Annotated in this window: 14 protein-coding genes; 6 read left to right on the forward strand and 8 right to left on the reverse strand. The window is 40.8% G+C overall.

Annotation, left to right across the window (positions count from 1 at the left end):
- Positions 1 to 11 precede the first annotated feature (11 nt).
- The 5 genes from ACP14Y_RS09395 to rimO are packed head-to-tail and all read right to left on the reverse strand — an operon-like array spanning position 12 to position 6097.
- Complete coding sequence (locus ACP14Y_RS09395; RefSeq protein WP_349566111.1) at positions 12 to 887, reverse strand: bestrophin family protein; 876 nt, start codon at positions 885 to 887, stop codon at positions 12 to 14.
- A 39-nt stretch (positions 888 to 926) separates the two neighbouring features.
- Entirely contained in the window at positions 927 to 2075 is a 1149-nt protein-coding gene (locus ACP14Y_RS09400) for a glycoside hydrolase family 3 protein (protein WP_424962704.1), read from the reverse strand.
- Entirely contained in the window at positions 2075 to 3160 is a 1086-nt protein-coding gene (locus ACP14Y_RS09405; RefSeq protein WP_424962705.1) for an alanine racemase, read from the reverse strand. Before ACP14Y_RS09405 ends, ACP14Y_RS09400 begins: the two co-directional genes overlap by 1 nt.
- 50 nt (positions 3161 to 3210) lie before the next feature.
- Positions 3211 to 4764, reverse strand: a complete 1554-nt coding sequence (bshC, locus tag ACP14Y_RS09410) for a bacillithiol biosynthesis cysteine-adding enzyme BshC (RefSeq protein WP_424962706.1) — start codon at positions 4762 to 4764, stop codon at positions 3211 to 3213.
- Between the two features lie 16 nt (positions 4765 to 4780).
- Positions 4781 to 6097 carry a 30S ribosomal protein S12 methylthiotransferase RimO gene (gene rimO, locus ACP14Y_RS09415; RefSeq protein WP_424962707.1) on the reverse strand — a complete coding sequence of 439 codons (1317 nt, stop codon included), beginning with the start codon at positions 6095 to 6097 and terminating at the stop codon, positions 4781 to 4783.
- Between the two features lie 189 nt (positions 6098 to 6286).
- On the opposite strand from rimO, the gene ACP14Y_RS09420 reads away from it, so the two are divergent.
- Entirely contained in the window at positions 6287 to 6727 is a 441-nt protein-coding gene (locus tag ACP14Y_RS09420) for a hypothetical protein (RefSeq protein WP_424962708.1), read from the forward strand.
- On the forward strand, positions 6708 to 7364 hold the full coding sequence (locus tag ACP14Y_RS09425) for a DUF6048 family protein (RefSeq protein ID WP_424962709.1): 657 nt from the start codon (positions 6708 to 6710) through the stop codon (positions 7362 to 7364). Before ACP14Y_RS09420 ends, ACP14Y_RS09425 begins: the two co-directional genes overlap by 20 nt.
- Here the strand turns inward: ACP14Y_RS09425 and ACP14Y_RS09430 are convergent.
- Genes ACP14Y_RS09430 through recF form a run of 3 tightly spaced genes read right to left on the reverse strand, consistent with a single transcriptional unit; the run spans position 7357 to position 9770 of the window.
- Complete coding sequence (locus ACP14Y_RS09430) at positions 7357 to 8388, reverse strand: hypothetical protein (protein ID WP_424962710.1); 1032 nt, start codon at positions 8386 to 8388, stop codon at positions 7357 to 7359. The two genes, ACP14Y_RS09425 and ACP14Y_RS09430, sit on opposite strands and share 8 nt — an antisense overlap.
- A 24-nt stretch (positions 8389 to 8412) precedes the next feature.
- Positions 8413 to 8703: a DUF721 domain-containing protein gene (locus tag ACP14Y_RS09435; RefSeq protein WP_424962711.1), complete on the reverse strand. Its 291-nt coding sequence runs from the start codon at positions 8701 to 8703 to the stop codon at positions 8413 to 8415.
- On the reverse strand, positions 8703 to 9770 hold the full coding sequence (gene recF / locus ACP14Y_RS09440; RefSeq protein ID WP_424962712.1) for a DNA replication/repair protein RecF: 1068 nt from the start codon (positions 9768 to 9770) through the stop codon (positions 8703 to 8705). The genes ACP14Y_RS09435 and recF overlap by 1 nt, the downstream gene beginning before the upstream one ends.
- Positions 9771 to 10022: 252 nt before the next feature.
- Here recF and pdhA point away from each other — a divergent pair, with 252 nt between their 5' ends.
- The 4 genes from pdhA to ACP14Y_RS09460 all read left to right on the forward strand — a co-directional run bounded on the left by pdhA (position 10023) and on the right by ACP14Y_RS09460 (position 12955).
- Positions 10023 to 11039: a pyruvate dehydrogenase (acetyl-transferring) E1 component subunit alpha gene (pdhA, locus tag ACP14Y_RS09445; protein WP_424964432.1), complete on the forward strand. Its 1017-nt coding sequence runs from the start codon at positions 10023 to 10025 to the stop codon at positions 11037 to 11039.
- Between the two features lie 124 nt (positions 11040 to 11163).
- A complete protein-coding gene (locus ACP14Y_RS09450) occupies positions 11164 to 11859 on the forward strand; it encodes a tetratricopeptide repeat protein (protein WP_424962713.1) in 696 nt (231 codons plus the stop codon).
- Positions 11860 to 12017: 158 nt separating this feature from the next.
- Entirely contained in the window at positions 12018 to 12500 is a 483-nt protein-coding gene (ribH, locus tag ACP14Y_RS09455) for a 6,7-dimethyl-8-ribityllumazine synthase (RefSeq protein ID WP_424962714.1), read from the forward strand.
- Positions 12497 to 12955: a tetratricopeptide repeat protein gene (locus ACP14Y_RS09460; protein WP_424962715.1), complete on the forward strand. Its 459-nt coding sequence runs from the start codon at positions 12497 to 12499 to the stop codon at positions 12953 to 12955. Before ribH ends, ACP14Y_RS09460 begins: the two co-directional genes overlap by 4 nt.
- The last annotated feature ends 3 nt before the right edge of the window (positions 12956 to 12958 follow it).

Here is a 12958-nt window from a genome sequence, read left to right on the forward strand (position 1 = left end):
TAATTGCCAATTTAGTTATTGTTGAAAATTTCTATAATGTTCTTTTTGATCTTCACGCATAGTTCATCCAAAGGAAGGTCATTGATATCTCTGCCAAAGGGATCTTCTATCTCCTCTGAAATCAGCTCCACGCTCATCAAAAAATAAAAAGCAACCACCACCAAAATGATGGACCAGTAACCAAACTCTCCAATAAAAGTCATTGGGAGTGTGATACAATAGATGAAAAGAAATTTTTTGATGAACATGCTGTATGAGTAAGGAATCGGTGTTGACTTGATTCGCTCACAGGCACCTATGATGTCTGTGAATCCTTTGATTTCCTTATCAAGAATGAAAAGTTTATCTGCTGAGATCAACCCTCGTTTGTTCATATCCATCACCCGCTCCATCAATATTTTGTTAATGATGTTGGGGCGGTGGTTGCTATTAATGATTCGCTCCTTTACTTTTTCATCATAAAAATCCATCTCTCCCACCAGAATGCTGTTTCGCAGATGATTCTTCATTGCGAAGGTGACATTAGGAATCATTTTCTTGAAGAAGAGTCGATCTTCCTTGGCATCCAGGGGAATAAACGTGGTTATTTTAATGGAGAGCTGGCGTGTATCATTTACCAGTTGTCCCCATAGTTTTCTTCCTTCCCACCACCTATCGTAGGCGGTATTGGTTCTGAGTACCAGAAATAAACCAAGAATTACTCCGAGAATGGAGTGAAAGGCTTTGGTGTCCACAATGACAACCTGCAACACGTCAATAAATAGAAAGCAGAGTACAGTAGTGAGCACTCCAGCAAACATGATTAGCGGGAACAGCGCCCTTATGACATATCTGCTATAGACATCAAAGATGAGCGAAAACCACGATTTTGGATTGTATTGGATCATGGATTGGTGAAGATAGTAAAATCAGGTTTTATTATAGACTTAGTTGTAAGCACGAAGTTTATTTTTCAGTGATCGGTAATAGTCAGCATCACACAGTCCGGTTTCCGCTTTCAATTTCATGATTCGTTTGTACGATTGATAAATACGATCACGAGTGATGATGCCTTCAAATAACAGATCTTTGATAATAGCGTGAACCGTGCTTGCACTCACCATATTATAGTCTTTTACATTGTTGGCAAACATTAGCATATCTACACCAGCCTCAATTGACAATCGAATGGCTTCACGCAATCCATACTCATTGTTGATCGCCCCCATTTGCATGTCGTCAGAGATGATGACGCCATCAAAACCAAGAAAATCCCGAAGCATACCCGTAACAATTCGCTTTGAGAGTGTAGCTGGATTTTTTGTAGCATCCAATGACTGATTTACAATGTGTGCAGTCATGATGGCTTTTACGGCCCCACTATCAATAAGTGCTGAGTAGGGGTACATTTCTTCAATCTGCCAGGTTTGCGTGACATCAGTAAGTCCCAGGTGCGTATCACTCCGGCTACTTCCATGTCCTGGAAAATGCTTGAGCACAGGAATGACTCCTCGCTTATTGTGCTCTTTAATTACCACATCAGCTTGATTGATCACTTCGTTATAGTCTGACGAGAAACTCCGCTCGATCCGTCCAATTACCGGGTTTCTGGGGTTAAGGTTGACATCCACCACCGGCGCATAGTTCATATTTATACCGAAGCTACTAAGAATGCTGGCTGTTTGGTTAGCATAGAAGCGGGTGGAATCCAGGTTATTCATATCACCCAGATACTGAGCAGAAACATTCTTTGGGAATCCATAGCGGGTTTTCATACGTGTCACTCTTCCACCTTCTTCATCAATGCTTACGAAAAGTGGAATTGTAGCATTTTTTTGAAGTGTTTCAACCAATAGGGCCAACTCTGGTTTTGGACTTTCGAAGAGGATATTTTTTTCGTACAATACAACTCCGCCAACCTTGCCATTTTTAATTTCTTTGAAAATACCCTCACTTTCATCTACCAGGTCAAAATCTCCAATTCCGATCATGATCATCTGGCCAATCATGATGTCAATCGTATCTTTTGGTGGGTCGGTTCTAGCAAAACCAGAAAGGGCGAGTAATAATAAAAGCAGTGAAACGTTTTTTCGCATTAGTTCTTCAACATCTTTTCAATCTTCTCTCCATCTGTGGATAGATAGAATCCTTGTAAATCAGCAGTAAGGCACGAATGTACAGGAAGAATACCAATCACATCGCCAACTTTTACATGAGCGCGTGCATTTTCTGCTAATTTAATGATGCCATGCTCCTGAGAGAGCCGATCTACGTGACCCAGGATTTCAGTATTCCACCCACCATTTTCAAGCTGGACCATTTTGCCATAGCAGGTTCGGTCCTTGCCCATGATGTCTTTTTCAGTAATCATATCCTTGGAAAGATGAACACCTCCTCCATACACGACCACTTCATTGCGATCCTTGTGAACAGCCACCACCGGACATGCGAGGCAAACGGCGATATCTTCTGCTGAACAAGACCCAATGTGATGCTGCATCCAGTCATAGAAAACAAAATTTCCGGGACGGAGCTCATCAAATGCCGATAGGTCTTCCACCAGACTACATGAAGGGGTGTCTCCGTAGGAAAGTATTCCCCCGAACGTTTCTTTTAGGTGTACCAAATCCTTAACCGACTTGTCGTAGATCCACTTAACACTTTCATAGTCAGTGGAACCATACGTGTGTCCTGCATGTGCGAGAAAGCCTTTGAAAATGTGTTTTTCTGAAGCTTTATTGACCAGTTTATCAATGAGCTGTTCATTTCTGGGGTCAATTCCCGTTCGATGCGTCCCAATGTCAATCTTGATAAAATAGCCAATTGGGTTCGTAACATGATTTTTTGCATGATTCAGGCTTTCCTCAGACTCTATAAGAATGTTTAGCTCAATTTTTTTCGATAGCTCACTTATTTCGTTTGCTTCCAAAAGGTTATATGGAAAGGCAATGGTGATGTCTTCCCAGCCATGATCAGCGAAATATTTTGCCATTGAGACAGAGCTCACCGTACAGGATTTTACACCGGCGGATTTAAACCAATTACCTATTTCTCCGGAGAAATGCGTTTTGAAATGGGGTCTAAAGGTAGCGTTGGAGGCTTTTGCCTTATTGACCATGCGGTCAATATTTTTCAGACACTTGGCCTTATCTACCAGGAGAGTGGGTGTATTTATTTCCATAAGCTGATACTAGTTGACTAGTGAAAGATAAAAAGCAATCACCGTATCTTCTACAAATACATTAAATACATCCGATAGTCAAATGCATCGAAAGTATTCAAGAGCTTTTGTACAAACGCCGGGTCTTTGAGATAAAAGTTGAGGAAATTGTCTTTTCGCTCCTGGAGACTTCCTCCTGGGAAAAGCACTTCTTTCACAGATTCAATTTGTCTTCTACGATCTTCGTGGAAACGCTTTTCTGCTCGAACTAATTTCTTCTCTGCTTTTTCAATCCGTTTGGAAAATGATGCATGAAGTGCTTCAATGTGTTGAGTTAGTGTGGGGTCTACTTCTCCGGCTTTATCCTTGAGTGAACCCTCTATTTTTTTCAACTTTTTAAGTTCCTCTTCATAAGAAATCTCATGGGCACAATTTGCCTTTACCCATTTTTCAAAGGCCGTTTCGCTGCTAAGAAAAAAATCAGACTGAGAAAGGCCTGTTTTTTCCCATTTGGTAGCAGCTGTTTTTGGTACTACCAGTGCGAAGTTTCTTGGCATCAACAATGGAAAGGCTGTTTTGAAATGGTCAAACATATCTTTTAGCTGCAGCCAATAAACAGCCTCCGATGGACCACCGACATATGCCAGGTTGGGAAGAATGGTTTCCTGATAAAGCGGACGAAGAATAACATTTGGACTAAACCGCTCTGGATGGTCATTGATCATCTTTTGCATTTCCTCTTCACTAAACGAGATATCGGTATCCACTACCTGAAATCCGGCTCCTGTTTTTTCTATCCGTTCCCGAACGCCTTTTTCTAAATAAAAGAAATTGATTTGACGCGCTGTTACTTGCGTTTTGTATCCTGTATCTTCAAGTGCCAATGAAGTCTTTGACACAAATTTTTGCGGACTATGCTCAAAAAGGTCATCCTCTATGATGGGTGTAAATGCTTTTTTCAGTTTAACATTATCCGCATCAACAACTACAAGCCCTTGATCCCCAAAAAGGTGATTGACATACGCTCGTCCGGCATCTGCCAGTGTTTCATGAGAGTAGGCCTTAGCAAAGAACTCAGCTCCTTTAGGAAGTTTTTCTGCAATATTTTTTAAGCCAGATGGATCGAAATGACCAACGGCTCCTTTTTGATCGGTTTGCCACTCGTATTTTTCTCCTTCGAAAAAGAAATGGTTTATTTCTTCATAATCATGGTCTTCACTGGCCATCCAATAAACTGGGACAAAATTATAGTCAGGGTGTGCTTGCTTCAATGTTTTGCAAGCATTGATAACCGTCACAATCTTGTAGATAAAATAAAGTGGGCCAGTAAAAATATTGAGCTGATGTCCGGTAGTAATGGTGAAGGTCTTGGGATCAGCTAATGCTTCAATATTTTGAGAAACGCCGCTGTTGACTTTAAGATCCCGATACTGCTCTTTCAGCACATCAACTAAAACCTTTCTATTCTCATCCTTAAACTGACGATTCTTGATAGTTTTTTCAAAGTTCTCAACCGTGGGAAAATCATTATAGAAAGGGGCAAGCGCTTTCTTTTTATTGATATAGTCAATGAAAAAAGGTGAAAAACAGTCGGTTTCGTCTAAAGGGATGGTTTCAGTGCGCACGCTCTAGTAAAGTGGGTTATTGCTTAATTGGTTCGCCATATAGATCAAAGGCTGTAGCGTCGGTAATTTTTACCTGGGCAAAATCTCCTATTCGCAAGTATGAGTGGTCGGCAGGTATGATTACTTCATTGTCCACCTCAGGTGAATCGTACTCTGTCCTTCCTATAAAGGAGCCGCTCTCCATCCGGTCAATCAACACTTTAAATTCCTTACCGACTTTCTCCTCATTGATGCTCATAGAAATTTCTTCCTGCAAATCCATTACGGCATTTGCGCGCTCTTGTTTAGTTTCTTCCGGCACATCGTCATCAAAATTGTATGAGTGGGTGTTTTCTTCATGTGAGTAAGTAAAAATTCCCAACCGTTCAAAGCGATTCTTCTCTACAAAGTCCAACATCTCTTCAAAATCTTCCTGGGTTTCTCCGGGGTGACCAGCAATCAAGGTTGTGCGGATGGCAATATCAGGAACCTTGCTTCGCATCTTATCTAATAATGCTTCAGTTTTTTCTCGGGTGGTTCCACGTCGCATCATCTTCAACATATTGGTGGAGGCATGTTGTAGCGGAATGTCCAGGTAGTTACAGATGTTGGATCGCTTTGCCATCACATCCAGTACATCTTCCGGAAAACCGGTGGGGAAGGCATAGTGCAAGCGGATCCATTCCAGCCCTTCCACATCTGCCAAACGATCCATTAGCTCTGCTAAATTTCTTTTCTTGTAGAGATCCAACCCGTAATAAGTAGAGTCTTGAGCAATAAGTAAAATTTCTTTGGTTCCCTGTCTTACCAATGATTCTGCCTCGGCAATTACCTGCTCCATTGGCTTGGAGACATGCTTGCCACGCATGAGTGGAATTGCACAAAAACTACAAGGTCGGTCACATCCTTCTGCGATTTTCAGATAGGCGAAATGATTGCTGGTGGTTAGGATTCGCTCGCCAAGCAACTCCTTTTTGTAATCGGCTTTAAATTTCTTCAGAAGCGCTGGTAGATCGCCCGTTCCAAACCAGGCATCTACATCGGGGATTTCTGCTTTCAGTTCATCTTTGTATCGTTGAGAAAGACAACCTGAAACATATACTTTTTCAACCAGCCCCTCTTGCTTCGCATCAACATAGCGTAGAATGGTATCAATCGACTCCTGCTTTGCATTGTCAATGAATCCGCAGGTATTTACCACCACTACGTTTGCATCATCTTTAGTAGACTCATGTGTGGCATCAATGTTGTTTCCCCTCAGCTGCGTCAACATCACTTCAGAATCCACCAGGTTTTTGGAGCACCCGAGTGTAACGATGTTGACTTTTGTTTTCTTTAACCCCTTCGTTTTCATGACTTTAATAGAACCCTGTGATCTTATTTTGGTTCATTCTCGTTTTGCGAGTGCAAAGCTAATGGAATATGAAGTGCTTTGTCGTTTAGTAAGTCCATTTGTCTCCCTTCGGAGGGAGGTAGTGGGAGGTCAGATTAAAAACCCTTAGCTAAACGGACATTGAATACTAAGACTTAATTTTGCCAGCCTGTGAAAAAACTCGCATTCATATTATTGGGACTAGTGATTATCTCCTGCCAGGACATTGAAAACTGTGGCACGGATGACAATCGGGATTTTATGGTTTTGAACTTTTTTGATTACGAAACACAGAGTTCAAAAAAGATTGGGTTTACAATTACTGCTGAGAATTCTCCCTATTCATTTACACCATTTACAGACTCTACAGGTGTTGGGCTACCATTGAATCCCGAAGATCCGACCACAACGTTTTATTTTGATTCCGATACTTCTCATTTTGAACTGGAGATCAGTTATGAAAAAGTGGAAGTTTCGATCTTCGATCCAAAATGTGATCCATCCTATACCTACTTAGGCTTGGACACAGTGAGATATACCTTTGACTCCCTCTCTATTCCTGGAGTAGTTACTAACAGACAATTAAATACCAATGTGGAAGTATATTTTTAGCATATCAGCATTGGTGATTGGACTGTGGGCGAGTGCTCAAAATCAGGCTCCCAAGCAAAATGAAAAGCAGCCTGTTGATTTCCGTCCATATGAGTTAAAGCTTGGGATAAATGTGATTCGATCAGCACGCACAGCCTTAGGTTCTGACCTGACCCACGAAGTGGAGGCAGCAGTTGCTATTCATCGGTTTGTTATTGTTGGAAACTTTGGAGTAGAAGAGCACCAGCGGGGAGATTCATTTGATTATGAAAACAAGGGTAGCTATTACCGCGTAGGAATCGATCGCAATTTTACTAAAGATAAAGAAAGTGGGAATGCATTGACACTTGGTTTGCGATATGCGAGGGCCAGCTTTGATGATCAGATTGCTTTTACAGCAGATCAGGGATTTGGCGAGCAGGATTATTTTCTAGAGAATGAAAACCTAACGGCAAGATGGGTGGAGGTGGCTTTTGGGCTCAGAGGAAAAGTGGTTTCTAATCTATACATGGGTTTCACGATGCGCTGGCAGTTTATGAGAAAAATTAATGGGGAGGGTGAGCTAAAAACCTATGACATTCCCGGCTTTGGAAAAACCCGTAGACAGAACTCCACGGCGTTTGATTATTATTTGATGTGGAGGGTTCCGTTTAATTGATTCCAATACGTAGAGAAACCCCAGTGTGTTGGTAGTTGATATCTTTATTTCCTAACCTTTTAGTTTGAATTATAATATCAAAGACCGGAGCTGAGGGTTGCCAATGAATGCGATACCCCAATCCGAGTGTGTATCCTAATAACCTGCCTGTATTGTTAAGAATAGAATCCCTTGTTCCAACGGTAATCGTTGATTCGCTAGAGTGCAGCATTCGACTTAAGATGCCTGCATCTAAAAATAAGTTTCCTCTATAAAATCTGGGCACTATTCCAACAACTATGAACGACTCTTCTAGCGACAATTCCATTGAGGCTTGCCTGTAATCATCGTAGGAAATCGAATAGTATTCAGCCACAGCTGTAACGCTTGCCCTTTTATGCAATGCGAATTCTTTAAAAATCCCAAATGAAGTTTGTGTTAAATTCAACGGAACATCATCAGTAAATGCAGAACTTGAATTTCTCTTAAGAGTTGTGGTAAATGAGCCTGGAGTGATAGAAACTCCAATAGGACTTACTTGTACTTTAAAGCAATTGCTTTTGTTATATCCTCTTACAATTGAACTAAGCAAAGCTCTTTTATACTTTATAACCTGTTCGTTGTATGACCATCCACACCGGTCTCCGTATATTGAAGAAAATATTTCTTTATAATTTTTTTCATCAATAATAATGGACTTGTCAGGTGTTTCAAGAATGTAGTATTCGCCTACTTGATATAGAGTGAATTTTCCAAAAACTAAAGGCTCAGCAAAATAATAGTTATTATCTATTTTTTTACTGTAATAAAAGGTTGAAAGCTTTCTAAAATAAACAACATTTGAAGACTCATACATTGTGAATTGACTTTCATCGAATGGTCTTATAGCAACATTTTGGCTACCCTTTATATATCTGATGTCACCGGTAATCCTTGTGGAATCAGTAAGAACAATGAAATCATCTCCTTGAAATTTCTTATGATACTCTTGAGAAAATAACAGTGAGCAAAGGGCTAATAGAGCTATATGTAAAAAGAATCTCATGAAAATTTTTTCTAATATAATTCTTTACAAAAACCTCACATCATCAACCTCTCCTTGACCGATTTCTTTTTCAATCAACTCTATGATCTGCGCTTTAGAGTTTTGCATTTCATTTTTGAGCGGGGCTGAGGAGAGCTTTACAAAAAGCGTTTTTTGATTGAAAAACATTTTGGTGGTACGTGAGGCGATGGTCTTTCCCATGATCCGCTCCCAATCGGCGATCACCTGCTTTTGTTTGTAGGTGTGTTCCAGATTTTCCTCTTTGAGAAAGCCTTGAAACGCGTTACGAAAACTTTTGATGGGGTCTTCTTTCATCACTTTGCAAGTTCTATAAAATTCACCTCTTTCTCTTCTTTGAACAACTCTTTACTTCGATCCTTTCGTGCATCAGTGATAAAGATCTGTTGAAATCGATTGCTATCCAGAAGCAAAGAGACTAACAGTTGTATTCTGGAATCGTCCAGCTTGTCAAAAATATCATCTAATAATAGAAGTGGTTTCTTACCGGTTTGATCTTTAAGAAAATCATAGAGCGCTAATTTCAATGCGATGATAAAAGTCTTCTGCTGTCCTTGAGAACCAAACTTCTTGATCAATTCTCCATCAAGGAAAAATTCAAAGTCATCCTTGTGGCTGCCTAGTAAGGTTCGCTGCATGATCTGGTCTTTCTGGCTATTGGCTTTAAATCGCTTCGCAAATCCTTCATCCACGTGAGATTTATAATTCAAACCGGGGACTTCACCACCCTCATGCAGATCTGCATAATTTTTCTGGAGAAAAGGCAAAAACACTTCTTTCATTTCCTGCCGCTTTCTTGAGATGTCAATTGCCAAAGGAATAAGCTGATCATCATAGGTTTCCAGCAGTTTTTTATTCAGTCCCCTTCCTTCTTCAATCTTCAATAGACTGTTTCGTTGCTTTAGGATCTTATTGTACTTAAGTAATGATTTTAAATACTCACTATCAAACTGGGACAAAGCTCCATCAAAGAACTTTCGCCGCTCTTCGCTTCCTTCTTTTATCATCGATGTGTCATCAGGCAATACAATCACCAGGGGAACCTTACCGATCACATCACTTAATCGGTCTGGTTCCTGCCCATCTATTTTTAGCGTTTTGACTTTTCCTTTTTCAAACTGCAGGGCAATCGTCACTTCTTCGTATGTTCCATGCACCGTGAATGCTCGCCGGTCATGCGTGATTGTTAATCGATCTTGAGAGCCGACAGCACTTTTTGTAAAAGACAGGTAATAGATAGCGTCAAGCAAATTCGTTTTACCCACTCCGTTTTTTCCAAGCACACAATTGATCCTTTCTCCGAAACCGAAACTTGATTCGGGATGGTTTTTAAATGACGTAAGCTTTAATTCTTTAAGGATCATTTGTTATATCAAATCCCCTCCTGGGAGGGGTTGGGACGGTCCGCCGCAGCGGTGGGTTTTCTTAGGAATAATTAATATTTAAAAATGACAGTTTTCACGTTAACCCACCTCTACCTCCTCCATGGAGGAGACCAAATCGTGTCATTTTCGAATATCGGAATCTGTCAGCATCTTAGGGCAAATCTTTTCAACTCACCATGTTTTGAGCTAATTTCGCTTTCCGTTTACAAAGTAAATCAAACAATAGAGCCTATGGCGGCTAAAAAGACAACAAAAAAATCAGAAGAATTTTCAAAAGAGCAATACATGGAGTGGTTTCGCTCGATGCAGCTCATGAGGAGGTTTGAGGAGAAAGCAGGTCAGCTTTATGGTCAGCAGAAAATTCGCGGATTTTGCCACTTATATATTGGTCAGGAGGCGTGTGCGGCTGGAGCTGTTTCAGCTCTTGAGAAAGATGACAAGTGGATTACCGCTTATCGGGATCATGGTCATCCGTTGGCATTGGGCACAGATCCTGGAAGAGTAATGGCAGAGCTTTATGGAAAAGCAACGGGCGTTTCCAAAGGAAAAGGCGGATCGATGCACATGTTTGACAAAGAAGTAAACTTTATGGGTGGACATGGCATTGTTGGTGCACAGATACCGTTAGGAGCAGGAATCGGTTTTGCTGAGCAATACAAAGGGACCAAAAGTCTTTGCATCTGCTATATGGGTGATGGAGCGGTTCGTCAGGGGGCCTTGCATGAGGCATTCAATATGGCCATGACGATGAAAATGCCAGTGATCTTTGTAGTAGAAAATAATGGCTATGCGATGGGAACTTCTGTTGGGAGAACCTCCAATGTAACAGACCTTTATACGTTGGCAGAAGCTTACGACATGCCATCAGAGCCAGTAGATGCGATGAAAGTAGAGGATGTTCACAATGCTGTGGCAAAGGCGGCCAAAAGGGCAAGAAAAGGAGATGGACCTACTTTCCTTGAATTTAGGACCTACCGATACAAAGGACACTCCATGTCCGATCCTGCGAAATACCGAACCAAAGAAGAATTGGAAGAATACAAAAATCAGGATCCAGTTGAGCAGGTAAAGCAGACGATTGTCAAGAATAAGTGGGCTTCAGAAGATGACTTGAAAGAGATCGACAAGGAGATCAAGGAGGAGGTTCAGAAAGCTGTAGATTTTGCAGAAGAATCTCCATGGCCGGAGGCCTCTGAAGCTTATACGGATAATTATGTAGAAGATGACTATCCATTTGTAAATACATAATTAACTGAGAGTCTTACACATCTGAACAAAAAATATATCTTTGCGACCGCAAAATGCCGAAAGGCATGTAATTAATTGAGAATATGGCATTCTACTCTTAAATGAATGCCCAACAATCAGAAAGATGGCAAAAGGAAAAAAGCAAGATGACGGCATTGAGATTTTAGAAGATCCAAATGCAATAGTTGAGAAAGCCAATGAATTTTTTAGCAGTAAAAGAAACAAGGCAATGGTCTTTGGTATCGGCGGGGTGATTGCGCTACTGGTAGTAGGATTTGCCGGATACAACTACTATATCACTAACCAAAATCAGACTGCTCAGGAAGAGCTTTTCCAGGCGCAGTTCTACTTTGATGCAGATAGTCTTGGACTTGCATTGAATGGTGATGGAAACAGCTACGGATTCCTTGAAATCATCGAGGAGTTTCCTGGAACCAAAGCAGCTAATCTTTCAAGATTCTATGCGGGCGCTTCCTTCCTTAAGCAAGGTGATTTTGATGGAGCCATTCGTCAATTAAAGGAATTTAGCAGCGATGATTACCTGCTTCAGGGCAGAGCGTACTCATTGATTGGAGATGCGTACATGGAAATGGATGATTTTTCAAATGCGATTTCATACTATGAGCAGGCCGTTGATTATAGAGAGAATGAGTCATTCACTCCTATCTATTTGAAAAAACTGGCCATTGCTCAAGAGCAAAACGGTAGTCTGACAGAAGCAGCTGGTACGTATGGTGTAATTATGTCTGACTATCCAAACTCAGCACAGATCCACGACGCGAAGAAGCAGAAGGCACGACTGGAAGCACTGGCACAATAAGTAAAAAATAAATTTGTAGAAGATGTCATCTCATATGGGATGACATTTTTTATTTGTAGATATTTAGTCACCCCTATAATCCGAAACGTCGGATCGCCCTCAATGGGATATATCTCCCCTCTGGAGGGGATTGGGGGAGGATAACTTAAATAAATGTTATGTCATCAGCAGATAAAAACCTCAGTGACGTTAAAATCAATTCATCGATAGACGTCAGCAAATTCAAGTTTGGGATTGTAGTAGCCGAATGGAATGAGCAGGTCACTGAATCACTTTACTCAGGTGCCTACCAGACCCTGATTGGAGCGGGAGCAAACAGAGATAACATTGAGCGCATGAATGTGCCGGGAACTTTTGAACTAAGCTTGGGATGTCAGTGGATGGCTGAACGAAAGAACATTGACGCGGTGATCTGTTTGGGCTGTGTGATACAGGGAGAAACCCGTCATTTTGATTTTATCTGTGATGCTGTAGCCAATGGAATCACCAATGTGTCTTTAAAATACAATAAGCCGGTGATCTTTGGGGTGCTTACACCAGACACCATGAAGCAGGCGCTTGATAGAGCGGGTGGAAAACATGGGAATAAAGGTGATGAAGCCGCTGCGACAGCAATAAAAATGCTTGGGGTGAGAGTATGAAATGGATTGTCTTTCTTTTAATTCTCTCTTCAGCCTGTGATTTTTCTGATAAGAAAGAGAAATATTCAAAAAAATCACATATTGTGATGCTGCTTGATGCTCAAAGACAGCAATTATATTATCAAAATGCTGACTCTGCTGAAGTTCTGTTTAAGTTATTGCTACAAATGAAAACTTCAGACTCTATTAGAGCTAATGTGTATTTCGGTTTGGGTGAAATTAAAAGCAAAGAAGGTTTTTATGAAGAAGCTATTAAAGACTTTAGGAAGGCGCTTCTTTATGACTCTTTTCATGTCTTCACACTGAACCAACTTGGAATTGCGTATGCACTTAATGATAGATATGATTCAGCTAGATATTTCTTTAAGAAAGCTCTCCCTATAGATTCAATTGGCTTGGCAATGCCAAACTTGAAAAGCTTGGATAGCATTACTGGAGACATTAAAAGAAGATAAAAG

The sequence above is a fragment of the Ekhidna sp. genome (assembly GCF_965247405.1).
Classification (GTDB): Bacteria; Bacteroidota; Bacteroidia; order Cytophagales; family Cyclobacteriaceae; genus Ekhidna.

What these genes read in the sequence shown, in the direction of transcription:
- ACP14Y_RS09395 (WP_349566111.1), bottom strand. Translation starts at nt 887, where the DNA reads ATGATCCAATACAATCCAAAATCGTGGTTTTCGCTCATCTTTGATGTC.
- ACP14Y_RS09400 (WP_424962704.1), bottom strand. Translation starts at nt 2,075, where the DNA reads ATGCGAAAAAACGTTTCACTGCTTTTATTATTACTCGCCCTTTCTGGT.
- ACP14Y_RS09405 (WP_424962705.1), bottom strand. Translation starts at nt 3,160, where the DNA reads ATGGAAATAAATACACCCACTCTCCTGGTAGATAAGGCCAAGTGTCTG.
- rimO (WP_424962707.1), bottom strand. Translation starts at nt 6,097, where the DNA reads ATGAAAACGAAGGGGTTAAAGAAAACAAAAGTCAACATCGTTACACTC.
- ACP14Y_RS09425 (WP_424962709.1), top strand. Translation starts at nt 6,708, where the DNA reads ATGTGGAAGTATATTTTTAGCATATCAGCATTGGTGATTGGACTGTGG.
- ACP14Y_RS09430 (WP_424962710.1), bottom strand. Translation starts at nt 8,388, where the DNA reads ATGAGATTCTTTTTACATATAGCTCTATTAGCCCTTTGCTCACTGTTA.
- ACP14Y_RS09435 (WP_424962711.1), bottom strand. Translation starts at nt 8,703, where the DNA reads ATGAAAGAAGACCCCATCAAAAGTTTTCGTAACGCGTTTCAAGGCTTT.
- recF (WP_424962712.1), bottom strand. Translation starts at nt 9,770, where the DNA reads ATGATCCTTAAAGAATTAAAGCTTACGTCATTTAAAAACCATCCCGAA.
- pdhA (WP_424964432.1), top strand. Translation starts at nt 10,023, where the DNA reads ATGGCGGCTAAAAAGACAACAAAAAAATCAGAAGAATTTTCAAAAGAG.
- ACP14Y_RS09450 (WP_424962713.1), top strand. Translation starts at nt 11,164, where the DNA reads ATGGCAAAAGGAAAAAAGCAAGATGACGGCATTGAGATTTTAGAAGAT.
- ribH (WP_424962714.1), top strand. Translation starts at nt 12,018, where the DNA reads ATGTCATCAGCAGATAAAAACCTCAGTGACGTTAAAATCAATTCATCG.
- ACP14Y_RS09460 (WP_424962715.1), top strand. Translation starts at nt 12,497, where the DNA reads ATGAAATGGATTGTCTTTCTTTTAATTCTCTCTTCAGCCTGTGATTTT.